Here is a 24,991-nt window from a genome sequence, read left to right as displayed (position 1 = left end):
CGGATGCCCTCGGCCGAGGAACTCGCCTGGCTCATTCCCGTTCTGCCCCTGTTCGGTGCAGTGCTGACCGGGTTGGGATTGATCAGCTTCAACCGCACGATCAATCGGTTGCGCAAACCCGTTGCGCTGCTGTTGATCTCTTGCGTTGGTGCAGCTGCGGCCCTCAGCTACAGCATCCTGTTCAACCAGCTCAATGGGGCCCCGCCGGTCGAGCATCTGTTCGTTTGGGCTAGTGCCGGCAGCTTCGTTCTGCCGATGGGCTACGTGGTGGATCCGCTTGGGGCGGTGATGCTGGCGCTGGTCACCACCATCGCCCTGCTGGTGCTGGTGTACTCCCACGGCTACATGGCCCATGACAAGGGCTATGTGCGCTTTTTCACCTACCTGGCGCTGTTCAGCAGCTCCATGCTGGGTCTGATCATCAGTCCCAATCTTCTGGAGATCTACGTCTTCTGGGAACTGGTGGGCATGTGCTCCTACCTGCTGGTGGGCTTCTGGTACGACCGCGACGGTGCCGCCCACGCCGCTCAGAAGGCTTTTGTGGTGAACCGGGTTGGTGACTTCGGCCTACTGCTGGGCATCCTTGGCCTGTTCTGGGCCACCGGAAGCTTCGATTTCCAGGGAATCGCCGATGGTCTGCAGAACGGCCTGACCGCCGGAACGGTGGCCCCATGGGCAGCGCTGCTGCTCTGCCTTCTGGTGTTCATGGGTCCGATGGCCAAGTCGGCCCAGTTCCCCCTCCACGTTTGGCTGCCCGATGCCATGGAGGGCCCGACGCCGATTTCAGCGCTGATTCACGCCGCAACGATGGTGGCCGCAGGGGTGTTCCTGGTGGCCCGCCTTGATCCCCTCTACGCCCAGTTCCCCATCGTTCAAACCGTGATCGCCGTCGTTGGCACGATCACCTGCTTCCTGGGGGCTTCCATCGCCCTCACCCAGATGGACCTCAAGAAAGGTCTGGCGTACAGCACCGTCTCCCAGCTCGGCTACATGATGCTGGCGATGGGTTGCGGTGCCCCGGTCGCCGGCATCTTCCACCTGGTGACCCATGCCTTCTTCAAGGCGATGTTGTTCCTGGGATCAGGCTCCGTCATCCACGCCATGGAGGATGTGGTGGGCCACGAGCCCGTTCTCGCCCAAGACATGCGCCTGATGGGCGGCCTGCGCAAAAAGATGCCGGTCACCTCGATCACCTTCCTCATCGGCTGCATCGCCATCAGCGGCATTCCGCCCCTGGCAGGCTTCTGGAGCAAGGACGAAATTCTTGGCCAGGCCTTCAACAGCTACCCGCTGCTCTGGGTGGTGGGCTTCCTGACGGCGGGGATGACGGCCTTCTACATGTTCCGGCTTTACTTCCTCACTTTTGAAGGGGAATTCCGCGGCAATGACACCGCCATGCAGGCCCAGCTGCTCACCGCCGCTGGCAAGGATCCTTCTGAGCACCATGCCCATGGCGGCAGCGTGCACGAATCGGCCTGGCCGATGGCGGCCCCCTTGGCGGTGCTGGCGGTGCCTTCCGTCCTAATTGGCCTCTTGGGCACCCCATGGAACAGCCGTTTTGCGGGCCTTCTCAATCCCGAAGAAGCCCTCGAGATGGCCGAAAAGTTCAGCTGGGGCGAGTTTCTCCCCCTAGCGGGCGCCTCCGTGGCCATCTCCGTTGCCGGCATCAGCCTGGCTGTTCTGGCCTATGCCCTGCGTCGGATTGATCTGGAGCAGCTGGTGGCCGGCCGCTTCCCGGCGGTGAATGCCTTCCTCGCCAACAAGTGGTATCTCGATGTGTTGAACGAAAAGCTGTTCGTCCGCGGCAGCCGCAAACTGGCGCGGGAGGTGCTCGAGGTGGACGCCAAAGTGGTGGATGGCGTGGTCAACCTCACCGGACTGCTCACCCTCGGCAGCGGCGAAGGTCTCAAATATCTCGAGACCGGACGGGCCCAGTTCTATGCCCTGATTGTGTTTGCCGGTGTGATCGGCCTGGTGGTGCTGTTTGGCGTGATCGGCGGACCAATCGCTTAAGGCCCATCGTCCATGTGTGTCATCGCCTATCGAGGTGATGACACAGCGGCCATGATTTCTACGATCCATCCAGTGAGGATCGGATCAGCGTGTTCGAATTCGCAGTCGCCGGACTCAGCGATCCGGTGCAGGCAACCGTTCCATGGCTGAGCCTGTCGATCCTGGTGCCGATTGTGGGTGCCCTGCTGATTCCGCTGGTTCCAGACAAAGGCGAGGGCAAACAGGTGCGCTGGTACGCCCTGATCGTGACGCTGATCACCTTCCTGATCACCGTTGCGGCCTACCTCACCGGCTATGACCCCAGCCTGAGTGGTCTGCAGCTGTCCGAACGGGTGAGCTGGCTGCCGGATCTTGGCCTCACCTGGGCGGTGGGAGCCGACGGGCTCTCGATGCCGTTGATCCTGCTCACCAGCTTCATCACCAGCCTGGCCTGCCTGGCGGCATGGCCGGTGAGTTTCAAACCGCGGCTGTTTTATTTCCTGCTGCTGGCCATGGACGGCGGCCAGATCGCGGTGTTCGCCGTGCAGGACATGCTGCTGTTCTTCCTGGCCTGGGAGCTGGAACTCATTCCTGTGTATCTGCTGCTGGCCATCTGGGGCGGCAAGAAACGCCAGTACGCCGCAACCAAATTCATCCTCTACACCGCCGGCAGCTCCCTGTTCATACTGTTGGCCGCCCTGGCCATGGGCTTCTTCGGCGGCGGCACCCCCAGTTTTGAGTACACCGCTCTTGCAGCCAAAGACTTCGGTACGGGCTTTCAACTGCTCTGCTACGCCGGGCTGCTGATCGCCTTCGGCGTGAAGCTGCCGATCGTGCCCCTGCACACCTGGCTGCCGGATGCCCATGGCGAAGCAACGGCACCGGTGCACATGTTGTTGGCCGGCATCCTGCTGAAGATGGGCGGCTATGCCCTGCTGCGCTTCAACTGTGAACTGCTGCCAGCGGCCCACTCTCAGTTCGCCCCACTGCTGATCGTGCTGGGGGTGGTGAACATCATTTACGCCGCCCTCACCTCCTTCGCCCAGCGCAACCTCAAGCGAAAGATCGCCTACAGCTCGATCAGCCACATGGGCTTCGTGCTGATCGGCGTGGGCAGCTTCAGTGCCCTGGGCACCAGTGGCGCCATGCTGCAGATGATCAGCCACGGCTTGATTGGCGCCAGCCTGTTCTTCCTCGTGGGTGCCACCTACGACCGCACCCACACGCTTCAGCTGGATGAGATGGGAGGCATCGGCCAGAAGATGCGCATCATGTTCGCGCTCTGGACGGTGTGTGCCCTCGCCTCCCTGGCCCTGCCCGGCATGAGCGGATTCGTGAGCGAACTGATGGTGTTCGCTGGTTTCGCCACGGATGAGGCCTACACCCTGCCCTTCCGCGTGGTGATCTGCGGGCTGGCCGCCGTCGGGGTGATCCTCACACCGATCTATCTGCTCTCGATGCTTCGCGAAATCTTCTTCGGCAAGGAGAAAGAGGAGCTGGTGTCCCACACCAACCTGGTGGATGCGGAGCCACGCGAGGTTTACATCATCGGCTGCCTGCTGGTGCCGATCATCGGAATCGGGCTGTACCCCAAGCTGATGACCGACAGCTACCGCAGCTCGATCGAAGCCCTGGTGAACCGAAACCTTGGTGCGATGGAACAGGTGATCTCACCAACGGCCCCCTTGATACGAGGTCAGGCGCCCGTTCCAGCAGTCATCCAGGCCCCCGGCCTGGGCGCGTCATAAATCACGTATCGATTCCGATTCATTCCCAGCCAACCGTCCGTAAGTTCCAGGGGAACGCTCCCCTGCCATGCGTCAGATCAACTTCGGCCTGATCTTCAGCTTCGGCCTGATCACGGTGTTCTTCACCCTGGCGAACACCAGCCCCACGACGGTTCACGTGTTGCCCGGGGTCGAGTACACCCTGCCTTTGGCGGGTCTGCTGCTGCTGGCAGCGGGGTTGGGAGCCGTGTCGGCCTGGTTCTTCGCCGCCTGGACCGGGATGCTCAACAACGTTGAACAGTTCAGCAAGGCGAACGAATACGAAGCACAGCAGGTGCGGATCCAGGAACTGGAGACCGACCTCAGCCGCTACCGCTCCACCGTTGAAACCCAGCTGGGCCTCCTCCCCGCAACCACCGTCAGCGCGACCAGTGCCGAGAGCGACGACAACGACCAGGCGGAGGTCTCCGACGCCAGCAGCGCGGCCTGAGGCAGCACTGGCAACATCGGTTGAGGACCGATACCTTGCCGGGAAAGGGTGAATTGACTTGCTCCAGGTGGCCCCTAACGACGGCGCTGATGCTGGAGCCCGCCTTGCGATTCGGCTGCTGCAGAACGCAGCGGAGCGGGGCGATCTCGATCCCTGGGATGTGGATGTGATCGCCGTCATCGACGGCTTTCTGGATCAGCTCCGGCAACGCATCGAGGTTCCCGGGCAGGTGGCGGCCGCCCTGGCCGGACGGGGTGGTAGCTACGAGCGGGACCTGGCTGACAGCAGCGAAGCCTTCCTTGCCGCCTCCGTGCTTGTGGGACTCAAGGCGGAGATGCTCGAAACCAGCATGTTGCCGCCGCCGCCTGAAGTCGAAGATCACTTCGATGCCGACTTCGATGAGCAAGGTTGGCTGGATCCGACCTTTGATCTGCCCCGACGGCCGGAACGTCATCTGCAGCGGCGGCCCGTGGCGCCACCGCCCTTGCGTCGCCCCGTCACCCTCGGGGAGCTGATCGAACAGCTGGAAACAATTGCCGAGCAGCTGGAATCAGACGAACTCGAGGCACGCCGCCGCAAACGGCAGAAGCGCTACAGCAACCGTGAAGCCATCGCCCAGGTGGCCGGACTGGCCCACCGCGAAAAGCTGCCGGAAACAACCGCAGCACTGGGGGTGTTTCTGAACGGTTGGGAGACCGCCCTGGACTGGGTGGGCTTCGATCAACTGGTGGATCAGTGGGAGGTGGCCGCCGCCGCGGACCTGGACCATGACCGGGTCGGGGTGTTCTGGGCCCTGCTGTTTCTCTCCTGCCAGGGCCGGGTTGAGCTGGAACAGGAGGGTTGGCTCCACGGACCGCTGCGACTGAAATTCATCCCCGCGAGTGGCACTGCAACGCAACTGCCGATCCGCAGCCTTCAGGTGCCAGATCCGTCGCCGACCCGGACGGTCGTTGCGGCCTAAGACCGGGTCTATGGTCACTACCTTGTATTGACCCGACCAAACGCCAATGAAGGCGATGATTCTGGCGGCTGGTAAGGGGACGCGGGTCCAACCGATCACCCATGTGATCCCCAAGCCAATGATTCCGATCCTGCAGAAGCCGGTGATGGAATTTCTGCTGGAACTGCTCAAGGAGCACGGTTTCACCGAAGTGATGGTGAACGTCTCCCACCTGGCCGAAGAGATTGAAAACTACTTCCGGGATGGCCAGCGTTTCGGGGTTGAAATTGCCTACAGCTTTGAAGGACGGATTGAAGACGGCGAACTGATCGGCAGTGCCCTGGGGTCTGCTGGCGGACTAAAAAAAATCCAGGATTTCCAGCACTTCTTCGACGACACCTTCGTGGTGCTCTGCGGCGATGCGCTGATCGACCTTGATCTCAGCGAAGCGGTACGACTGCACAAAGAGAAGGGTGCGATCGCCAGCCTCGTCACCAAACGGGTCCCCAAAGACCAGGTGAGCAGCTACGGCGTTGTGGTCACCGATGACCAGAACAGAATTTCAAGCTTCCAGGAAAAGCCCAGCGTCGACGAAGCCCTCAGCGACACGATCAACACCGGCATCTACATCTTTGAGCCGGAGATCTTTGAACACATCCCTTCGGGACAGTCCTTCGACATCGGCTCGGATCTGTTCCCGAAACTGGCCGAACTCGGTGCACCCTTCTATGCCATCCCGATGGATTTCGAATGGGTGGATATCGGCAAGGTTCCCGACTACTGGCAAGCCATCCGCAGCGTGTTGATGGGTGACGTCCGTCAGGTGGGCATCCCCGGCAAGGAGGTGCGTCCCGGGGTTTACACCGGTCTGAATGTGGCCGCCAACTGGGACAAGATCAACGTCACCGGCCCGGTCTACGTAGGCGGCATGACCAAGATCGAAGATGGCGCAACGATCGTTGGGCCCACCATGATCGGCCCCAGCTGCCACATCTGCGAGGGCGCCACGGTCGACAACTCGATCATCTTCGACTACTCGCGCATTGGCCCCGGCGTACAGCTGCTCGAGAAGCTGGTGTTCGGCCGCTACTGCGTGGGCAAGGACGGTGATCACTTCGATCTGCAGGAGGCCTCGCTCGACTGGCTGATCACCGATGCCCGTCGTCAGGACCTTGTGGAGCCTTCCCCGCAGCAGAAAGCCATGGCGGAGCTGCTCGGCACCGACCTCACCCAGGCAGCGAGCTGAGTCCGGCGCGATCCAGGATCAACGGGATGCACTCCTCCGCCTTGATCGCCATCAGGTGAACGCCACGAACGATGCCGAGATAACGCTTCACCTGTTCAGCAGCGATGGCCACACCCTCCATGGCGGGATTCTCGGCGCACTCCAGCCGATGGATCAACGCATCGGGGATGCAGGCTCCCGGCACAACGCGGTTGATGAACCGGGCATTCTTGGCTGACTTCAGCAGAAACACGCCAGCGAGCACGGGAAGGTCCAGGGGGCCGGCCAGTTCGCGCTGGAAGCGCTCGAGCGCTTCAGGGTCCATCACCATCTGGGTTTGAACGAAGCGGGCTCCCGCCGCCTGCTTGCGCTGCAACCGGCGCTGGAGACCGCTCCAGCTCCTCGATTGTGGGTCAGCAGCACACCCGGCAAACAGCGTGGTCGCCCCATCGGGCAGGGTGCCCTGCACGGGATCCACGCCCCGATTGAGGGCGTCCACCTGCTGCAGAAGCTTCACCGACTCGAACTCATTCACCGGCCGAGCATCAGCCTGATCGCCCGCCCGCACTGGATCGCCAGTGAGACACAACAGGTTGCGGATCCCTAAGGCATGGGCCCCGAGCAGATCGGCCTGAAGCGCGATGCGGTTGCGGTCCCGGCAGGCCATCTGCAACACCGGTTCCAGACCGGCCTCAAACAGCAACTTGCAGGAGGCCAGGCTGCTCATCCGCATCACGGCCCGACTGCCATCGGTCACATTCACGGCATGGACACGGCCTTGCAGCGACGCTGCCATGGCCAGCATGTGGGAGGGGTCGGCTCCGCGAGGAGGCATCACCTCGGCCGTAAGCACCTGATCCCCGGCCTCAATTGCACGCTGCAGCGCCGTGCTCAAATCTCGTTCCATTTCACCGGCCCACTATGCAGGATCAGACCGGTCGTCCGGACTAGCATGATCCCAACGGTGGTCGCCCATGTCCTCCCTTGACGGTACCGATCCTCTGGAGATCTCCCTCTCTGCCAGGGAGATCGAGATCATCGAGCTCGTGGCCGAAGGACTGACCAATCAGGAAATCGCTGACCGTCTCACCATCAGCAAACGAACGGTGGACAACCATGTGAGCAACGTGTTCACCAAGACCGGCTCGAAGAACCGGGTGGCACTGCTCAATTGGGCCATGGACAACGGCAAGATCTGCCGGGACGGCTTCAACTGTTGCGTCCTTCCAGAACACGATCCCCCCTCAGCCTGATCGTGGAGCTGACAGGCTCCGGCAAGCTTTGAAGGGAGGTGGGGCCCACAGGGATCTGAAACAGCGTGGCGTATTCCAGACAGGCCTCCACGCTGGAGCCTGCGAAGCGAAGCATTCCAGTTGTGTCGTATAGACCCACCACTGGAAGGAGCCACCAATCAGAACTCCTCAAAGCTAAAGGAAATCTGAAGACAAATCCAGTCCGGCCTTAGGGCCAGCCAAAACGTCGACGCTGCGCTTCAGGCCAGGACTGAACCGGATGCTGGGCCAGCACCGCATTGCTCCAGCGGGACTCCCCGGTGATCTCCTCGCCACACCAGGGCGGAATCAGCAGATCCGCCTGGGCCGATGCCAGCTCCACCTCCGCCAGCACCAAGGGGGCGTTCTCGCCCTGGAAACAATCCACCACCCAGTCACCACCAGGGCAATCCAGGGCGTAGCGGACTTTGTCCAGGCGGTGCGGCGCCAGATCCCAGAGGGCTTCGGCGTCCGCCACGGGAATCGGATATTCGAACTCGTGGCGCACCAGGCCAACGGCATCAGCCGCCGCCTTCAGGGTGAGCCAGGCCTGATCCGATCCGCGCAGACGCATCCGCACCGTCACACCGTCGGCACTGGCGGCCAGATAGCCCTGACGCAGCGGCTGTGCGGGGCCAGCACTGCTGCGCCAGGCGTCCGACCGCACGAGAAAGCGCCGTTCAATCTCGAGGGCCATGGCTCAATTCTGCGAGGGCTGAGACGCGTGCAAGCTTCCCGCCCAATGCAGCTTGTGGGAAAGGGTTCGGTAATACGACGGGCTTTGATTGAGCAACACCATCAGGGCATGGTGGCGCGCCTGCTGAACAACACAGCACTCGCCAGGCTCCAGCACCGTGCAGCCCACACCGTCCTTCCACAGCTTGATGCGGTGATCCCCAGCCCCGAGGGGCCAAATCACCAACCTGGCCCGAGGCGGCACCACCAGCGTTCGGCTGGAGAGGCTCATCGGGCAGATCGGGGCAACGATGATCGCATCGATGCCGGGGTGAAGAATCGGTCCCCCTGCCGCCAGGGCGTACCCGGTGGACCCCGTCGGGGTGGAGAGGATCAGGCCATCACCACGCACCTGGTCGATCACTTCCCCATCGATCTCGAGCTCCAGCGTGCAGGTGGGCGAAATCTCATCGCGGTAGGCCCGCAGGTAGAAGTCGTTGAAGGCCCAGTGATGCTCTTCATCGTCTTCGAGATCCGGCTGCTGCAAAGGAGCCGGCGAAGCCGCTCGATCTTCAGCGGAGCGTCGATCCACCATCGCCTGAAGCATCATGCGACGTTCGATCGCGAACTGATCGTCTTGGAGGCGTTGCCAGATCTGATCACCGCGCAACACACGCCGGTCATGGGTGAGAAAGCCCAGATGGCCTCCCACATTGATGCTGAGGATCGGGATGTCATGCACCGCCAGGTGGCGGGCAGCCCCCAGCACCGTGCCATCTCCCCCCAGCACCAGCGCCAGGTCGGGCAACGACTCCTCAACAGCCAGCAGACCGGGGAAAGGATTCACCCGCGGACCCGACATCGCGGTAACCACATGGGAGCCGAGAGCTTTCAGCTCCTTGGCACATTGCCGGGCTTCACGCTGGGCAGGCTGGCTGTCGGCCCGATAGATCACCCAGACCCGATCGAGACGCATGACCCAGGTGTGCGGGGGTTACCAGCGCAGCAGGTTGAACTGCTCCATGTCGACGGTAACGCGATTGCGATAAAGCGACAGCAGGATCGCCAGACCGACAGCGGCCTCAGCGGCGGCCACCGTGATCACGAACACAGCGAAAACCTGGCCGCGAATCAGATCACCATCCACGAAGGAGGAGAAGGCCATCAGGTTGATGTTCACGGCATTGAGCATCAGCTCAATGCTCATCAGCACGCGCACTGCATTGCGGCTGTTGATCAAACCCCAAACGCCGATGCAGAAGAGCATTGCGGCCACCAGGAGGTAGGCCTGCAGGGAGGGAAGCGTGGCAAGAAAATCGCTCATCAGTCCGCTCGATTCATCAGCAAGGGAGTACGGGCCTTCTCAATCAGGCCTTGATCAGCCACCTCACCGGTGACCACATCTGTGGCCAGCACATCACGACGGGCCAACACAATGGCGCCGATCATGGCCATCAGCAGCAGCACCGATGCCACCTCAAACGGCAAGAGGTAATCGGTGAACAAGTGTTCACCGATGCGGGCCGTGGCCTCTTCACCCACAGCGGCGGGACCGGGCAGCGACCAGGGGGTGGTGACCACAACACGAACCAGCAACGCCAGCAGACCGGCGCAGACGCCGGCGGACACCACGCGGCGCGTGGTGAGGTTGGCGATGGCCTTGAGGTCTTCCCGCTTGTTGACGAGCATGATCGCGAACAGGATCAACACGTTGATCGCGCCCACATACACCAGGATCTGGGCCATGGCCACGAAACTGGCGTTCAGCAGCAGGTAGAGCCCAGCAACGGCGGTGAACACCCCGCCCAGCAGAAAGGCGGAATAGACGATGTTGCTGAGCAGCACCACACCCAGGGCGCCGATCACCACAACGGCAGACAGCACCAGAAAACAGATCAGCTCGGTGGTTGTCGCGATGGTCATGCGTCGCCCTCCTTGGCCTCACTGGAGGATTGTCCCTCATTCTTGGCAGAGGACTTGGCAGGAGGGGTGAGGGTCTCCAACACCTGAGACGGCAGCTGACCAGCCCGGGGACGATCGGCCGCAACACCGTGGGGATCCATCTCGCCCGCCGGCAGATAGGCGAGTTCCCTGAGGGGAACAACGGAGGGGTCGGTGGTGACGCTGGTGGGAAGGCGTCCGAGGGCCACGTTGTCGTAGTTGAGGCTGTGGCGATCAAAAGCCGCCAGCTCGTACTCCTCCGTCATCGAGAGGCAGTTGGTGGGGCAGTACTCGACGCAGTTGCCGCAGAAAATGCAGACTCCGAAGTCGATGGAGTAGTTGCGCAGCTCCTTCTTCTTCGTGGCCTTGTTCATCACCCAATCGACCACCGGAAGATTGATCGGGCAGACCCGCACGCACACCTCACAGGCGATGCACTTGTCGAACTCGTAGTGAATCCGGCCCCGATAACGCTCGGAAGGAATGAGCTTCTCGTAGGGGTACTGCACCGTGACCGGACGGCGCTGCATGTGGTCGAACGTGACCGAAAAGCCTTGGGCCAGATTCCGGGCTGCATCGACTGCATCCCGGGTGTAATCACCGACCTGTTTGAGGAAGCCGAACATGGTCTGAAAGGGAGAGAACGAAGCGGAGCCGGGAGCGTAGAAATCCTAGGTAGGAAAACCTAGCCGCCGAATGCAACGGGGAATGCGAGCTTGAGGGCTGCTGTCACCAGAAGGTTCACCAGGGACAGGGGCAGCAGGAACTTCCAGCCAAGATCGAGCAGCTGGTCAATGCGCACGCGGGGGGTGGTCCAGCGCAGCAGGATCGCCACGAACACCAGCAGATAGGCCTTGAGCACCGTCATCACGATGCCAACGGTGCCCGTGATCACCTGCACCACGGGGGCATCGATGGGCTGGTTCAACCAGCCGGCCAGCCACTCCACAGGAATCGGGAAGCCCCAACCACCGAGATACAGAACGCTGACCAGGACGGCCGAGAGCACCAGGTTGATGTAACCCGCCAGGTAGAAGAGAGCGAACTTCATGCCCGCATACTCGGTCTGATAGCCGGCGACCAGCTCTTCCTCAGCTTCGGGAAGGTCGAAGGGCAGCCGCTCACACTCGGCCAGGGCACAGATCCAAAAAATCAGGAAGCCCACCGGCTGGCGCCAGATGTTCCAGCTGAAGATGCCGGCACCGGTCTGCTGACCCACGATGTCGACCGTGCTCAGCGAGTTGGTCATCATCACGATGGCCAGCACCGCCAGAGCCAGGGGAATCTCGTAGCTGATCGATTGAGCCGCGGCCCGCAGCCCACCGAGCAGCGAGTACTTGTTGTTGGAGGCATAGCCGCTCATCAGCAAGCCGATCGGCTGGATGCTGCTGAAGGCGATCCAGAGGAAGATCCCCACGCCCACATTGCTGATCAGCAGGTTCTGGCCGAAAGGAATGATCAGCCAAGAGATGATCACCGGCACCACCACCAGCACCGGGCCGAGGGTGAACAGCAGGCTGTCGGCCCGCGCCGGGATGATGTCTTCCTTGACGAGCAGCTTGAGGCCGTCAGCCAGGGGCTGAAGCACGCCCAGGGCACCGGCGTACTCCGGACCGATCCGCTGCTGGACGGCAGCGGAAATCTTGCGTTCCAGCCACACCGAAACCAGAACACCCACCACTGCAGCCACCAGAACCAGCAGCATCGGCAGCGGCAGCCAAAGCAGCCTCGCCACCTCCGGGGAGAAGCCAAACCCTTGCAGGGCCTGGCTAAAGCTCAATTCCAGGTCCAATCCCGGACTCACCATGGTGTCGACGGAAGTGGGTGCAACTTAGGCGGCCGGAGCCGAGACGCGCTCCTCAATGGGCATCCAGGAGCGTGGCTGGGATCCGGAGTAGATCTGCGAAGGCCGGAAAATCCGGTTCGCCCCGAGCTGCTCTCGCCAATGAGCCAGCCAGCCGGCAACCCTGGCAATGGCGAAGACCGGCGTGAACAGATCCCTGGGAATGCCGAGCTTGCGGTACACCAGGCCCGAATAAAAATCGACGTTGGGATAGATGCCTTTGGGGCCGAGGCGGGACGCTGCTTCTGCTTCGATCGCCCGGGCCACGTCGTAGAGGTCGTCATGGCCAAAGCTGGCGAACATCTCCTCCACCAGGGCCTGCAGGATCACGGCACGGGGATCCTTCACCTTGTATTCCCGGTGACCGAAGCCCATGATTTTGCGCTTGGCCGCGATGGCCTCATCCAAGAAAGCGCCAGCATTCTCGGGACTGCCCACCTGCTCGAGCATGGCGAGGACATCTTCGTTGGCGCCACCGTGGAGTGGGCCCGCCAGGGTGCCGACGGCTGAAGCCACCACGGCGTAGGGGTCGGTGAGGGTGCTGGCGGTGACGCGGGCACTGAAGGTGCTGGCGTTGAGGCTGTGCTCGGCATGGAGCATCAGGCAGCGATCAAAGATCCGCGCCGCCAGGGGATCCGGCTCACGTTCGGTGAGCATGTAGAGGAAATTGGCGGAGTAGGCCAGATCATCCCGGGGCTGGATTGGGTCCTGGCCTTTGCGGATCAGCTGAAAAGCGGCCACCATCGTGGGGATCTTGGCGATCAGCCGCACCACCGCGTCATAGATGTACTGCGGGTCGTCGATCGCCCGGCGCGAATAGAACAGCCCCAGGGAAGCTGCACTGGACTGCAGCGCGTCCATCGGATGGCCGCTGGCCGGGAAGCACTTCATCATGTCCCGCACCCGGAAGCTGACCCGCCGGTGCATCTGAACCGCGTGCTCAAACTCCGCCAGCTGGTCGCGGCTGGGCAGCTCTCCCCAGATCAGCAGGTAAGCCGTTTCCAGAAAACTGCTGTTGGCCGCCAGATCCTGCATCGGATAGCCGCGATAGGTGAGCAGACCTTGCTCTCCATCGATGTCGCAGATCGCCGACTGGGTGGCCGGCACGCCATCCAGACCTGGACGCAGTTCGATCCCGGTCCGCGCATGGCGCAGGTCGCCTGTCTGCTGCTGGGCCACCGCCTGATTGCCTCTAACAGCAACCTAAATCGTCAATCAACAGTGCTGGCCGAAGCAAAGCCTTCAACTGCCACTGGCCCGTGGACCGACGCAGCTGAATCACGCCGGCTTTCTTCAGCACCAGGGATCCCGGGGCACACCCCAGAAGACCGCAGGCCAGATCGCCAAGATCCGGCTCATGGCCGACCAAGCCAAGCAGTTGTTCGAAGGCGGTCACCAGCATGTTGAGGTCCCCTCCCGGCTGAAGCCGTTCATCCACCGCGAGTTCAGAAGCGAGCCCCGCCTCCAAAGCCGGTTCCGCCGTTTGCAGAGCCCGGCGATAAGGGCTGGACAGCAAGCGATCCAACCGCAGCCCCCGTTGCGCCAGGGCCGCCATCACCCGCTGGGTTCGCTGACGGCCAGCGGCGGTTAGGGGTCGATCGGGATGGCCCTGGCCCGCCTGGCGGGGCTCGGCGATGCCATGCCGCAACAGAACCAGGTCAGCCGAGTTCGAGCCGGGCATGCAACGGAATCTCGGTACTGCCTTGCTCCTGACGATCAACGTCGACGGCCACCGCAAGGCCGCGGACCTGATCCTGAAGCGGCCGCCCCGCCATCACCTGCAGCAGGGCCCAGGGCCGCCATTGCCCCAACAGTGCGCGGGCCGGCTCATCCGCCAGCAGGAGGGCCTGCGCCGGTTGAGCGGAGGCTGTGAGCTCCTGCCACTGGTTCAAGCGGGGCTGGATGGCACGCCCGTTCTGGCGCTGCGCCAGAGCCATCAAGGACTCGCCCCACCAGTTCAACGCAGACGAGCGAACCTGAGCCACCGCCAATTGAGCGTCCACCCCAGGCTGGCGTCCCCGCTGGCGCACCAGCCGCGTCCACACGCTCAACACCTCACCATCGCCCTCCAGCTCAGAACGGGTCAGGCCCTGCTCCTGCAGACGCGCATCCACCGCATCCCTGGCGGGGCTTTGAGGGCGGGTGGCCAGCAGCCAGCCCTCGGGTTGGTCCTGCCAGAGAAGAGGGCCAGCATCGGCCCCCACAACAGCATCGGCCGCCGGCTGGTCCGCCAGGCGCTGCTCCAGCAACGGAGCGAACCATTGGGCCAGTGGATGGCTTTCGCTGGGATCCAACAAACGGGCTGGGCTCTGCAGCTGAGCCAGCCAGCGGGCATGGCCACCGGCCGACGCCGTCAGATCCGTGAGCCCAGGCCAGGGGTCGGCGCCAAGGGCTTGCCGGAACCCGAGGCGCCCATCGACCGCCAGGGTTGAACCCTCCGGTCGCAGTGATGCCACGAGTCCGCTCAGATCGTCCCGTTGGGCCACCAGCTCAGGCAGCTGCAGCCAATGCTCAAGGGCATGGGGAGATGCCGTGAGCAGAGCCACGCCTTCGCCGAGCTCAGCCACCTGACGTTGCAAGCGTTGATCCCCCAGCTGATGCTGATCCGGAAGCTGGGAGACATCGAGGGCCTGCTCCAGCACACCCCGGCCTGAGGCCACGAGCAGCAGATCATCGTCAATCAAGGCCGTGGCCAGGGGTTGGGGGTCATGCCCCACCAACGCCCCCTGGCCGCTGATCACACCGATGCCGCGGTAACTGCTGATCTGCAGGTCGGTGCCCGCCAGGCTGCGGGTCTGCCAGAACCGTTGCAGAAAGCGCCGGGCGCCGTCGTCATCCCGACTGGTCAAAGCCAACACCCAACCGGTGTTGGAATCCCCATCGGTGAGGGTGAGACTGACCTCCTCACCAAGCCAGGGCTCAAGCTCAAGACCGAACTGGAGGCCCGCGAGGGCAAAGACGCCTTCGCGCCACTGCCGGGCGCCATCACGGGCATCGCGGCGTTGGGAGGCAGGGGCAACGGCCTGGGCATAGGCCGGCAGCCGTCCTGGATCGGCCAGCCAATGGAGGGACAGGTCAGCATCCCGGGGCACAAACCGGGCCGCCCGAGGCAGATGCAACGGCTGCTCTGCCAGCTGCAGGGGGCTCTGGCGGTTCATGGTCCAGAGCAGGCCAGCGGCCAGCAAAATCAGCGACAACAGCACAGCGCCGGCAGCGCTGAGGAAGGGGCGGGCCTTCATGGGCCGGCGGTCTCGGGTCGCCTCATCTTTGTCCATCACCGCAGAATGGCGCCATGGGCCAATCCCAACAACCACAACCAATCCAAGCTTCTGAACTGCAGCAATGGCTGCAAAGCGAGCGACCTTCACCGCAACTGGTGGATGTGCGCGAGGAGGCTGAGCTCGCGATCGCTGCCTTCCCGGGTGCGGTGCTGCACCGCCCCCTGAGCCAATCCAATGCATGGCTTGGAACACTGCAGGCCGACCTCAACCCCGATCAACCCGTCGTGGTGGTCTGCCATGCCGGCGTGCGCAGCTACCACTTCGGCCTGTGGCTGCTGGACCAACCCTGGGGCCTTGAGGTGTGGAACCTTGAGGGAGGCATTGATGCCTGGAGCCTTCAGGTGGATCCCAGCGTTCCCCGCTACTGATGAGCAAGCCCCTGTCCCTTCGGCAAGAACAGGTGCTTCAGGCGACGGTGCACCACTACGTCGACACGATGGAGCCGGTGGGCAGCCGCACCCTGGTGCAACGCTTCGGCATTCCCGCCAGCTCCGCCACCGTTCGCTCCGCCATGGGGGCGCTTGAGCGCCGAGGACTGCTGCATCAACCGCACACCTCCGCCGGACGCGTTCCCAGTCCGATGGGATACCGGCACTACGTGGACACGTTGCTGCCGGAACCCGGCATCGCTGTTCAACACCTGGAACGGGAGCTCACCGGCCTCAGTCTTCGTTGGGCCGGTTTGGACGACCTGATGATGCATCTGGCTCGTCGGCTGACGGATTTCACCGGTCTGATGAGCCTGATCACCCAACCGCAGCAGGAGAACCAGCAACTGGAGACGATCCGTCTGGTGCCCAGCGGTGATCGACTGCTGGTGATGCTGGTGGAAGCCAATGGCCGCGCCAGCCACCTCAACCTGCGTCTGCCCCACGGGGCTGAAACCGAACTCACCGCGATGGAACGCTGGGCGTCGGCTCAGCTCGAGCAGGGCGATCTGAACTGGGACGCACTGCCCAGGCAGCTGCAACGCAGCGGCGCTGTGCTGCGCAACGCCCTTGAGCAGCCCACCCCCGCCAACTCCACACAGGTGGTGGTGCATGGCCTTTCCAGGCTGGTGAGCGAACCAGAATTTGAAAGCACCTCCAGCCTTCGGCCGCTGCTGGAACTGATCGATGACCAACCCGCCACCTTGATCAGCCGCGGTGAATCCGCACGGGTGTGGATCGGCGAGGAACATCCGCAGCCAGCCCTGGAGGCCTGTGCCGTGGTTCAGGCGCCCTACCGCTGCAACGAGGGGCTAGGCCATGTGGCTCTGGTGGGGCCGATGCGGATGGCCTACGCCACGGCACGGGCCGCCGTGCAGCGGGTGGCCCGCCATCTGGAATTGCTGCTGGCCTGAGGATCACTCCTTAAAGCTGATCCCCCAGCTTCTCCGCCACGGTGTTGACGTCCTTGTCGCCGCGGCCGGAGCAGTTGATCACCACTTCGGTGCCATCGGCCAGGGTGGGGCAAAGCTGCTCAAGCCAGGCAAAGGCGTGGGCGGTTTCCAGGGCCGGAATGATGCCCTCAAGCTCACTCACCAGGCGCAGGGCATCGAGGGCCTGTTGGTCGGTGACTGCGGCGTACTCGGCACGCCCGATCTCCCGCAGGTAGCTGTGCTCCGGCCCCACTCCGGGGTAATCGAGACCTGCACTGATGGAGTGGGCCTCCATCACCTGACCGTCGCCGTCCTGCAGCAGCAGGCTCATGGCGCCGTGCAGCACACCGGCTCTACCCTCGGTGATCGTCGCGGCGTGGCGACCGCTGGCCACACCATCACCGGCGGCCTCAACACCGATCAGCCGCACAGACGTGTCCTGCACAAAGGGATGGAACAGGCCCATGGCATTGGAGCCACCGCCAACGCAGGCCATCAGCACGTCGGGCAGCCGGCCGAAGGCGTCCTGACACTGCTGCTTGGACTCCTCACCGATCACAGCATGGAAATCCCTCACCAACATCGGATAAGGGTGCGGACCAGCGACGGATCCAAGGATGTAGTGGGTGGTCTCGACGTTGGTCACCCAGTCGCGGATCGCCTCACTGGTGGCGTCCTTGAGAGTGGCGGTGCCGGCCGTCACCGGTTGCACCGTGGCGCCCAGCAGGCGCATGCGGAACACATTGAGGGCCTGACGGCGCATGTCTTCCGCGCCCATATAGATCACGCACTCCAGACCGAAGCGGGCACAGACCGTGGCCGTGGCGACGCCGTGCTGGCCCGCACCGGTCTCGGCAATGATCCGCTTCTTACCCATGCGCAGGGCCAGCAGGGCCTGCCCCAGGGCGTTGTTGATCTTGTGGGCACCGGTGTGGTTCAGGTCTTCTCGCTTGAGCCAGATGCGGGGGCCACCGTCGGCGCGGCGGTAGTGGGCGGTGAGACGCTCGGCCTCATACAACGGTGTCGCCCGCCCGACGTAGTTCTTGAGCAGGCGGTTGAGCTCGGCGGTGAAAGCGGGATCGTTCGAGGCCTGGGCCGCTGCCTGCTCCAGTTCCGCCAAGGCCGGCATCAGGGTCTCGGGCACGTACTGGCCACCGAATCGTCCAAAGCGGCCATGGGCGCCGGGGCGCACCGCTGGCTGCAGGCTGGAGGGATCCGGAGTGCTGGAGTTGGGCAGGGTGCTGGTCACGGATCCACGGCGGAGCGTCGGCTCAGCGTAAGCAGGCGGTCACGCCGTGGGGCGCCGCATCGGCGCTCATCGACAATGCAATCCGGTTGCGACGGGTGGATGCCGAAAGGAGGCTGGCAAGAATTCAGCAGTGCCGAGAGCCTGCAGCGACCGAGCGGCCCTGCGACGGAGCCCACGGCCAAGGCGCAACAAATAGTGCGGGTGCAGCCCACCCGTGGTGGCAAAGGGGGCAAAACCGTGACGGTGATCCGGGGCCTGGAGCTGGATGCTGCGGGCTTCAAGGTGCTGCTGAAGAAGCTCAAAACACGCATCGGCAGTGGCGGGACCGCCAAGGACGGCGTGATCGAACTGCAAGGAGATCAGGTGGATCTGGCGCTCGAGCTGCTCAGCAAGGAGGGATACCGGCCGAAACGGGCGGGGGGCTAAGGGAGAATGGCCGCCACTTCATGCCGTGGCCATGACCGCCAGCCCCACCTACGGAGAACTCACCAACAAGGGTGCGTCCACCAACATCGCCTGGCATGAGGCCTCCGTGGGCCGCGACGAGCGCTCGAAGCAGCGTGGGCACCGCAGCGCCATTCTTTGGTTCACCGGGCTCTCCGGCTCTGGCAAGAGCACCCTGGCCAACGCCGTCAATGCAGCCCTGTTCGAGCGGGGACTCGCCACCTATGTGCTGGATGGCGACAACATCCGCCACGGCCTCTGCAAAGACCTGGGCTTCTCCGATGCCGACCGTGAGGAGAACATCCGCCGCATCGGTGAGGTGGCCAAGCTGTTCCTGGATGCGGGCGTGATCGTGCTGACCGCCTTTGTGTCGCCCTTCCGTGCAGACCGGGACAAGGCCCGTGAGCTGGTGGAGGACGGTGACTTCCTCGAGGTGTTCTGCGCCGCTGATCTCGAGGTCTGCGAATCCCGCGACCCCAAAGGTCTCTACGCCAAGGCACGGGCGGGGCAGATCAAGGAATTCACCGGCATCTCCAGCCCTTACGAAGCACCGGAAACGCCCGAACTGAAGATCGACACAGGCAAGCAGGATCTGGCCGACTCCGTGGAGCTGGTGATCAAAGCGCTCCAGGAGCGTGGGGTGATTCCGGCCGCCTGAGGTCGCCGTCGCCAGCCCTGGCAGCATCCGCCAGGGTTTTGATGCAACTAGCCACCGGCACCGCCAACAGCAGGCCCAGAAGATCCCCCACGCCATAGAGGGCTCCCACCCGGGCCCCAATGGGCAAGGCGATCAGCAACCAGGCCGGTTGCAAGCCAACGATGCTGCCCATCAGCCGCGGTTGGATCACCTGATCCACGATCTGACCGACCACAATCGCCGCGGCAAGCAACTCAAGGCCTGTGCGGGGGTCCTGAACCGCCAGCACCGCACTCACTGAGACGATCGACACGGCACTGGCATAGGGCACCAGGGTGGTGAAGCCGATCAGCACGGCGAACAAGACGCCGTAGGGAATGTTCAGGGCGGTGAACACCAGGAGCTGACCACCACTGAGGATCAGCGCCAACACCACCTGGCCGGCGAAATAGCCCCGAAAGGTGCGCTCGAGGGTCGTCTGCACCAGATCCCTCCAACGGTCGGGCAGCCAGCGGGCCAGACCATCGACGATCGGATCCGCCCCAAACAGCAGGAAGACCGCCAGCACCAGCACGATCACCACATTGATCGTGGTCCCCACCGTGGCCCCCAGCAGGCCCAACAGACGCTGGCTCAACTGCGTCGCCAGACGGCTGAACTGGGCCACCAGATCACTGCTGAGGTCAGCGAAATCAGCCGGCAGGCCATGGTCCAGCGCCCAGAGCTGACCCCGATCGATCCACTGCTCCGCCGCCGTGAGCAGAGACGGCGAGGCACTGAGCAATTGGCTGAGCTGTTCGATCAAGAGCGGCACCAAGGCCACAGCGGCCCAGACCAGAAGCCCCAGGGTCACCAGGACCACGCTGACGATGGCCCAGGCGCGGGGAAGACCCCGTTGCACGAGCCAGCGGCAGGGCAGGTCCAACAAAAAGGCGATCAAAGCCGCGGTGAGGAACAGCCCGGGGAATGGGGCGAACTGCACCAGCAAACGCTTCAGCACAAAGGCGTTCAAGCCCAGCACTGGCAGCAGAAGACCAAGCCGCAACCAGGCCGGCCAGGGCGTCATCGAGGCGATGACGCGAATCGATCAGTGCTGCTCAAGGGCGGCCGGCTTGGAGGCGGAACTGACGTAATGGCACCAAAAACTGAGCCAGGCGGCAATCCCAAGGAACTTGAATCCCTCCTCAAAGATCTGCACCGTTTCATAGGAATTCGGCCACAGCCCCTGGAGGGCATCGGTCAGAACCGACAGGTCCAACAACACCACGGACACCAGAAAGGTGTCGCCACCGAAGCGCCGCAGAGGGCCACGGAAGCGGAACAACAGCAACCCGGTGAAGAAGGCGTAGGTGATGTAGAGGAACGCCTCACCGAGGTAGCGGTCATGCACCAGGAACATGTCGTCGAGGCAGAGCCAGAGCGAGAAACCACCCCCACAGAAGGCGAATTGACGGTTCAGAACGGAGCCCTGGATCTGCCGGGTGGACGCCGCAAACAAGGCAATGGCCGCCGCCGCCATCCAGAGCAGATAGCCCACGCTGGAAAGGAAACCTCCTCCCAGAGGCGCCTTGCAGGACTGGGCCAAGTCCTTCAGCACCAGCTTGGCGCTGATGCCCTCAGCACCACTCCAGACCAGGGCAACCGCATAGACGATGGCCGCCGGCACCACCGCCCAAAGCAGCGTGGATCGCAAGGTGGAACCAACGGGAACACTTATGAAGTCATCTGGGAGAGGTAATCCGTGCTGCCCAGATCAACCAGGCGCGCATCCTTGGCGACCACAGCATCGTGGAGGCTGCTGCGGTAATCCTCAAGTTTACGGGCCAAGTCAGCGTCGGCCACCGAAAGGATCTGCGCCGCCAGCAAACCGGCATTGAGGCCCCCACCAATGGCGACGGTGGCCACCGGAATCCCCCCCGGCATCTGCACGATCGAGTGGAGGGAATCAACCCCGGACAGCGCCCGGCTTTTCACCGGCACGCCGATCACGGGCAGGGTGGTGAGGGCGGCCACCATGCCGGGGAGATGGGCGGCCCCGCCAGCGCCGGCGACGATCACCCCAAACCCCTGACCCCGGGCCGCTTGAGCGAAGTTCACCATCTCCAAGGGGGTGCGATGGGCCGAGAGCACCCGAACCTCCACCTCCACCCCCAACTCGCGCAGGATGGCGGCGGCGGGTTCCATGGTGGGCAGGTCAGAGTCACTGCCCATCACAACGGCAACACGGGGGAGCACTGGCGGCACAACGCAGAGGGGCAAGACTGCCATCGTCTCCCCCCATGGCTGCAGAAGCCAGTGTTGCGTTGATGCACCGGATCACCAACGTTCGACTTCCGGGTCCCCTGCCTGAGGACGGAGACCAGCGCTATGCCATCGACCTGGACGAGCAGGGGCTGATCTGCCGCATCGAGGCGATGGGCGGCAAGGCGCAACAAGAGGAGCAACAAGAGACTCAAGAAACCGATGCGGACTGGAACGGCAACTGGCTCAGCCCCCGAGGTGTTGACCTGCAGATCAACGGCGGTTTGGGGCTGGCCTTCCCGGAACTGACCAGTGCGGATCTGCCCCGTTTGGAGGAGCTCCTCGATCTGTTGTGGCGCGATGGGGTCGAAGCGATCGCCCCGACCCTGGTGACCTGCGGCATCGCGCCGCTGCGCCAGGCCCTGGCCGTGCTGCGGCAGGCGCGGGACCTGCACCGACCCGGCCGTTGCCGGCTGCTAGGGGCCCATCTGGAGGGTCCCTTTCTGGCCGAAGCCCGCCGCGGTGCCCATCCCCGTGAACACCTGGCCAGCCCCAGCCTGGAAGCTCTCGAGGAACGGATTGGTGGGTTCGAAACGGAGATTGCCCTGGTCACCCTGGCCCCCGAACTGGAGGGAGCCGCTGCGGTGATCGGGCGACTGCGGGAGCTGGGCATCAGCGTGGCCCTGGGCCACAGCGCCGCCACGGCCGAACAGGCCAGCACCGGGTTCGATCAGGGGGTGGCGATGCTCACCCACACCTTCAATGCCATGCCGGGCTTGCACCACCGGGCACCGGGCCCTCTTGGGGAAGCCTGCAGGCGCGGAGGGGTAGCCCTGGGGCTGATCGCCGATGGCGTGCACGTGCACCCCACGATGGCGGTGCTGTTGCAACGGCTGGCAGCGGAGCAGACGGTGCTGGTGAGCGATGCGCTGGCCCCCTACGGCCTGGCCGACGGAGAGCACCGCTGGGACGAGCGGGTGCTGCTTGTGGAGAACGGCACCTGCCGCCTCGATGACGGCACCCTGGCGGGGGTGACCCTGCCGCAACTGGAGGGGGTGAAACGGCTGGCCCGCTGGAGTGACGCCCCCAGTGCTGCGATCTGGAGCGCCACGGTGGCGCCGCGGCGGGTGATTGGCGATGCAACGGGGTGCATGGATGCCTTGATGGGACGGCCACTGACGCAACTGCTGCGCTGGCACCAGAAGGAGGGTGAGCTGCACTGGGCCTGCGCTGCTTAGGATCCCGCCGACGCAAACCCTTCCGCCATGGCCCCCGATCAGCTGCTGGAGCAGAAACAGGCCGAGAAAAAGGAGGTGAAGGGCTACTTCGAAACCACGGGTTTCGACCGCTGGAACCGCATCTACAGCGACAGCGATGACGTGAACAAGGTGCAGCGCAACATCCGCATCGGTCACCAGAAAACAGTGGATGAAGTACTGGCCTGGATCAAGGAGAGCGGTGAACTCAGCCAGGCGAGCTTCTGCGACGCGGGCTGCGGTGTTGGCAGCCTGAGCCTGCCGCTGGCGGCGATGGGGGCCAGTTCCATCAGCGCCAGCGACATCTCCGAAGCCATGGCCCAGGAAGCCGAGCGCCGGGCCCGCGAGGCCGGCCTCGACATGACCAAGCTGAACTTCTTCGCCAGCGACCTGGAAAGCCTGAGCGGCTCGTTCCACACGGTGTGCTGCCTGGATGTGTTCATCCACTACCCCCAGCAACCGGCCGAGGAGATGGTGAAGCACCTCTGCAGCCTCACCGAAGAGCGGCTGATCGTGAGCTTTGCTCCCTACACCCCGCTGCTGGCGCTGTTGAAGGGCATCGGCCAGCTGTTCCCCGGCCCCAGCAAAACCACCCGGGCCTACACCCTCAAGGAAGACGGCATCGTGAAGGCAGCCGAAGCCTGCGGCTTCAAGCTGGTGCGCCGCAGCCTGAACAAGGCCCCCTTCTACTTCTCGCGTTTGATCGAGTTCCGTAAGGCCTGATCTCCCTCACTTGGGGGATCCACCTGGAGGTTGATCTCCCTCAAGTGAGGGAGACCCGAAAGCCGCCAGGCATGCAACCGATAGCCCCCATCACCGGGCGTTGCGGTGGCTGAAATCTCGCGATTCACCAGATAAAGCGGATCCCCGAGCAGCGGACTGCCCAGCTGCGCCAGATGAATGCGGATCTGATGCGGCCGGCCGGTGGTGATCGTCACCTGCAGGCGATCACCCTCGGCCGTGCGCTCCAACAGCTCCAGCTCGGAGTGGGCTGAGAGCCGTTTGCGGATCGGCGCATCGTCGAACGGTTCCGGCCCCCAGATCCAGCCCAAGAGTGGATGCGGCCGTTCCACCACGTCACTGCTCAGCGTCAAACACTGCCCCAACTCCAACTCGGGCACCCGCTGACTCCAGGCCTGATACACCTTGCGGCAACCGCCATCGGGCCGGAACTGCTTCGACCAGAGGGCGCGGGTCTGCGGCGTGCGGGCACACACCTGCAAACCGGAGGTGAACCGCCCCAGGCGGTGCACCGGCCGGGCACCGGTGGGTTCAAGCAAGGCCGTGAGCGTATGGCGCAGGAAGCCACCACCGGGCATCACCGGCAAACCGGAAGGCTTGTTGATCACCAACAGGTCACCGTCGTCGTGGATCGTCTCCCATTGATCGGGGATCGCCTGCTCCAACCAGGGCGGACGCCTCCAAGAGAGGGTCTCGCCGCCCTGCAAGGCTCGATCACCGGCCAGCTGCGCTCCGTTCCAATCCAGCTCACCGGCGGCGATCCGCTGCTGCCACAACCCAGCATCAGAGTGGCGATGGCGATCCGCCAGCCATTCGCTCACCAAGGTGCCGGCAGCTGCCCGCGGCACCCGGTCACGGTAGGTCCAACCGTTGTTGAACGCCGCCTCGCACCAACCAGCCTTCAAGTCACCAGACGGTGCTCCAGGGCATAGCGCACCAGTTCCGTGCGGCTGGAGGTGCCCGTCTTGTTGAACAACCGGCTCACGTACTTCTCCACGTTGCGGATCGAGGTCTCCAACTGCCGGGCAATCTCCTTGTTCATCAATCCTTCCGCCACCAGCTGCAGCACACTCGCCTCCCGCGGCGTGAAGCTGTGCACCACCGGCTCGGTGGAGGGCAACGCTTCGGCCTGGGCCAGCAGCGAACGGATCTCGGTGATCTGCTTGGCCATCTGGCCCATATCGGTATCCGCAAAGCGCGCTGCCTCCTGCAGCAGCCGTTGCTGGCGCTGGGCCACGTTGCGCACCCGCGCCACCAGCTCATCGGGATCGAAGGGCTTGGGGATGTAGTCATCCACCCCGGCCAGATAGCCCTGGGTGCGGTCCGCCGTCATGCCCTTGGCGGTGAGGAAAATCACCGGGGTGCCGCCAAGCCGTTCATCGGCGCGCAACTTCTGCAGCAGGCCATAGCCATCGAGCCGCGGCATCATCACGTCGCTGATCACCACATCCGGCAGCATCTGCTGCGCCTTGGCGAAGCCTTCCTCCCCGTCCACCGCGGTGGTCACCTCAAAGCCTTCGTCTTCCAGATAGGCCTGCACCGCCGTGCGCAGACCGGGCTCGTCGTCCACCAGCAAAAGACGCGGGGCGGGCGCCGCGGCCTCTACGGATTCAGCGGTGGGGGTGGGCGCGTCGCTCATGGCTGGAATCGCTCTGGCCGCAATGTATGGAGAGCACGC

At 63.8% G+C, this 24,991-nt stretch carries 28 protein-coding genes; 12 read left to right on the top strand and 16 right to left on the bottom strand.

Annotated elements, in window-relative coordinates; translation table 11 throughout:
• Positions 1-3 precede the first annotated feature (3 nt).
• The 5 genes from DXY03_RS08035 to DXY03_RS08015 all read left to right on the top strand — a co-directional run bounded on the left by DXY03_RS08035 (position 4) and on the right by DXY03_RS08015 (position 6,395).
• On the top strand, positions 4-2,013 hold the full coding sequence (locus DXY03_RS08035; RefSeq protein ID WP_115009992.1) for an NAD(P)H-quinone oxidoreductase subunit 5: 2,010 nt from the start codon (positions 4-6) through the stop codon (positions 2,011-2,013).
• 89 nt (positions 2,014-2,102) lie between these two features.
• Positions 2,103-3,740 carry an NAD(P)H-quinone oxidoreductase subunit 4 gene (locus DXY03_RS08030; protein ID WP_115009932.1) on the top strand — a complete coding sequence of 546 codons (1,638 nt, stop codon included), beginning with the start codon at positions 2,103-2,105 and terminating at the stop codon, positions 3,738-3,740.
• A 67-nt stretch (positions 3,741-3,807) separates the two neighbouring features.
• Positions 3,808-4,209 carry a lipopolysaccharide assembly protein LapA domain-containing protein gene (locus DXY03_RS08025; RefSeq protein ID WP_115009931.1) on the top strand — a complete coding sequence of 134 codons (402 nt, stop codon included), beginning with the start codon at positions 3,808-3,810 and terminating at the stop codon, positions 4,207-4,209.
• A gap of 58 nt (positions 4,210-4,267) precedes the next feature.
• Complete coding sequence (locus tag DXY03_RS08020; protein ID WP_115009930.1) at positions 4,268-5,170, top strand: segregation/condensation protein A; 903 nt, start codon at positions 4,268-4,270, stop codon at positions 5,168-5,170.
• A gap of 46 nt (positions 5,171-5,216) precedes the next feature.
• Positions 5,217-6,395, top strand: a complete 1,179-nt coding sequence (locus DXY03_RS08015; RefSeq protein WP_115009929.1) for an NDP-sugar synthase — start codon at positions 5,217-5,219, stop codon at positions 6,393-6,395.
• Here the strand turns inward: DXY03_RS08015 and DXY03_RS08010 are convergent.
• On the bottom strand, positions 6,376-7,281 hold the full coding sequence (locus DXY03_RS08010) for a methylenetetrahydrofolate reductase (RefSeq protein WP_115009928.1): 906 nt from the start codon (positions 7,279-7,281) through the stop codon (positions 6,376-6,378). The two genes, DXY03_RS08015 and DXY03_RS08010, sit on opposite strands and share 20 nt — an antisense overlap.
• A gap of 67 nt (positions 7,282-7,348) precedes the next feature.
• Here DXY03_RS08010 and DXY03_RS08005 point away from each other — a divergent pair, with 67 nt between their 5' ends.
• Positions 7,349-7,627: a helix-turn-helix transcriptional regulator gene (locus DXY03_RS08005; RefSeq protein ID WP_011365335.1), complete on the top strand. Its 279-nt coding sequence runs from the start codon at positions 7,349-7,351 to the stop codon at positions 7,625-7,627.
• A gap of 208 nt (positions 7,628-7,835) precedes the next feature.
• Here DXY03_RS08005 and DXY03_RS07995 read toward each other — a convergent pair whose 3' ends face one another.
• From DXY03_RS07995 to DXY03_RS07955, 9 genes are read right to left on the bottom strand one after another with little or no spacing between them, the layout of a single operon-like run.
• Positions 7,836-8,342, bottom strand: coding sequence for a CYTH domain-containing protein (locus DXY03_RS07995; RefSeq protein ID WP_115009926.1), 507 nt, complete (start codon positions 8,340-8,342; stop codon positions 7,836-7,838).
• A gap of 3 nt (positions 8,343-8,345) precedes the next feature.
• Positions 8,346-9,296: an NAD(+) kinase gene (locus tag DXY03_RS07990; RefSeq protein ID WP_115009925.1), complete on the bottom strand. Its 951-nt coding sequence runs from the start codon at positions 9,294-9,296 to the stop codon at positions 8,346-8,348.
• An 18-nt stretch (positions 9,297-9,314) separates the two neighbouring features.
• Positions 9,315-9,644 (bottom strand): NADH-quinone oxidoreductase subunit NuoK, encoded by a 330-nt coding sequence (gene nuoK, locus DXY03_RS07985; RefSeq protein WP_038552705.1) that lies wholly within the window; start codon positions 9,642-9,644, stop codon positions 9,315-9,317.
• Positions 9,644-10,243, bottom strand: a complete 600-nt coding sequence (locus DXY03_RS07980) for an NADH-quinone oxidoreductase subunit J (RefSeq protein WP_038552703.1) — start codon at positions 10,241-10,243, stop codon at positions 9,644-9,646. Before DXY03_RS07980 ends, nuoK begins: the two co-directional genes overlap by 1 nt.
• Positions 10,240-10,887: an NAD(P)H-quinone oxidoreductase subunit I gene (gene ndhI / locus DXY03_RS07975; protein WP_115009924.1), complete on the bottom strand. Its 648-nt coding sequence runs from the start codon at positions 10,885-10,887 to the stop codon at positions 10,240-10,242. Before ndhI ends, DXY03_RS07980 begins: the two co-directional genes overlap by 4 nt.
• Before the next feature lie 59 nt (positions 10,888-10,946).
• Positions 10,947-12,065, bottom strand: coding sequence for an NADH-quinone oxidoreductase subunit NuoH (nuoH, locus tag DXY03_RS07970; protein WP_170952016.1), 1,119 nt, complete (start codon positions 12,063-12,065; stop codon positions 10,947-10,949).
• A 27-nt stretch (positions 12,066-12,092) separates the two neighbouring features.
• On the bottom strand, positions 12,093-13,283 hold the full coding sequence (locus DXY03_RS07965; protein ID WP_006850123.1) for a citrate synthase: 1,191 nt from the start codon (positions 13,281-13,283) through the stop codon (positions 12,093-12,095).
• Positions 13,284-13,296: 13 nt separating this feature from the next.
• Positions 13,297-13,785, bottom strand: a complete 489-nt coding sequence (sixA, locus tag DXY03_RS07960) for a phosphohistidine phosphatase SixA (protein WP_115009922.1) — start codon at positions 13,783-13,785, stop codon at positions 13,297-13,299.
• The gene (locus DXY03_RS07955) at positions 13,763-15,379 is read right to left on the bottom strand and encodes a DUF3352 domain-containing protein (RefSeq protein WP_115009921.1); all 1,617 of its coding nucleotides are present in this window, start codon (positions 15,377-15,379) and stop codon (positions 13,763-13,765) included. Before DXY03_RS07955 ends, sixA begins: the two co-directional genes overlap by 23 nt.
• Positions 15,380-15,396: 17 nt before the next feature.
• On the opposite strand from DXY03_RS07955, the gene DXY03_RS07950 reads away from it, so the two are divergent.
• Positions 15,397-15,753: a rhodanese-like domain-containing protein gene (locus DXY03_RS07950; protein WP_114987584.1), complete on the top strand. Its 357-nt coding sequence runs from the start codon at positions 15,397-15,399 to the stop codon at positions 15,751-15,753.
• Positions 15,753-16,727 (top strand): heat-inducible transcriptional repressor HrcA, encoded by a 975-nt coding sequence (locus DXY03_RS07945; RefSeq protein WP_115009920.1) that lies wholly within the window; start codon positions 15,753-15,755, stop codon positions 16,725-16,727. Before DXY03_RS07950 ends, DXY03_RS07945 begins: the two co-directional genes overlap by 1 nt.
• A gap of 10 nt (positions 16,728-16,737) precedes the next feature.
• On the opposite strand, the gene trpB is transcribed toward DXY03_RS07945, so the two are convergent.
• Positions 16,738-17,994 (bottom strand): tryptophan synthase subunit beta, encoded by a 1,257-nt coding sequence (gene trpB, locus DXY03_RS07940; RefSeq protein WP_115009919.1) that lies wholly within the window; start codon positions 17,992-17,994, stop codon positions 16,738-16,740.
• Positions 17,995-18,093: 99 nt separating this feature from the next.
• Here trpB and DXY03_RS07935 point away from each other — a divergent pair, with 99 nt between their 5' ends.
• Positions 18,094-18,420 (top strand): translation initiation factor, encoded by a 327-nt coding sequence (locus tag DXY03_RS07935; protein WP_115009918.1) that lies wholly within the window; start codon positions 18,094-18,096, stop codon positions 18,418-18,420.
• Positions 18,421-18,451: 31 nt separating this feature from the next.
• Complete coding sequence (gene cysC, locus DXY03_RS07930; protein WP_115009917.1) at positions 18,452-19,096, top strand: adenylyl-sulfate kinase; 645 nt, start codon at positions 18,452-18,454, stop codon at positions 19,094-19,096.
• On the opposite strand, the gene DXY03_RS07925 is transcribed toward cysC, so the two are convergent.
• The 3 genes from DXY03_RS07925 to purE are packed head-to-tail and all read right to left on the bottom strand — an operon-like array spanning position 19,056 to position 21,343.
• Positions 19,056-20,141, bottom strand: coding sequence for an AI-2E family transporter (locus DXY03_RS07925; protein WP_115009916.1), 1,086 nt, complete (start codon positions 20,139-20,141; stop codon positions 19,056-19,058). The two genes, cysC and DXY03_RS07925, sit on opposite strands and share 41 nt — an antisense overlap.
• Before the next feature lie 21 nt (positions 20,142-20,162).
• Positions 20,163-20,768, bottom strand: a complete 606-nt coding sequence (locus DXY03_RS07920) for an oxidoreductase (RefSeq protein ID WP_244272354.1) — start codon at positions 20,766-20,768, stop codon at positions 20,163-20,165.
• A 20-nt stretch (positions 20,769-20,788) separates the two neighbouring features.
• Positions 20,789-21,343, bottom strand: coding sequence for a 5-(carboxyamino)imidazole ribonucleotide mutase (gene purE, locus DXY03_RS07915; RefSeq protein WP_114987595.1), 555 nt, complete (start codon positions 21,341-21,343; stop codon positions 20,789-20,791).
• Between the two features lie 11 nt (positions 21,344-21,354).
• Here purE and DXY03_RS07910 point away from each other — a divergent pair, with 11 nt between their 5' ends.
• Positions 21,355-22,554: an N-acetylglucosamine-6-phosphate deacetylase gene (locus DXY03_RS07910; protein ID WP_115009914.1), complete on the top strand. Its 1,200-nt coding sequence runs from the start codon at positions 21,355-21,357 to the stop codon at positions 22,552-22,554.
• 27 nt (positions 22,555-22,581) lie between these two features.
• Positions 22,582-23,295, top strand: coding sequence for a magnesium protoporphyrin IX methyltransferase (gene bchM, locus DXY03_RS07905; protein ID WP_115009913.1), 714 nt, complete (start codon positions 22,582-22,584; stop codon positions 23,293-23,295).
• Here bchM and DXY03_RS07900 read toward each other — a convergent pair.
• Entirely contained in the window at positions 23,259-24,218 is a 960-nt protein-coding gene (locus tag DXY03_RS07900) for an RNA pseudouridine synthase (RefSeq protein ID WP_115009912.1), read from the bottom strand. The genes bchM and DXY03_RS07900 overlap by 37 nt on opposite strands.
• Positions 24,215-24,952 carry a response regulator transcription factor gene (locus tag DXY03_RS07895; protein ID WP_115009911.1) on the bottom strand — a complete coding sequence of 246 codons (738 nt, stop codon included), beginning with the start codon at positions 24,950-24,952 and terminating at the stop codon, positions 24,215-24,217. The genes DXY03_RS07900 and DXY03_RS07895 overlap by 4 nt, the downstream gene beginning before the upstream one ends.
• Positions 24,953-24,991: the final 39 nt, after the last annotated feature.

It is taken from the genome of Synechococcus sp. N5 (assembly GCF_900473925.1).
Classification (GTDB): domain Bacteria; phylum Cyanobacteriota; class Cyanobacteriia; order PCC-6307; family Cyanobiaceae; genus Parasynechococcus.
The sequence above is the reverse complement of the archived record's forward strand: the minus strand, read 5'-3'. Positions and strand labels throughout refer to the sequence as shown.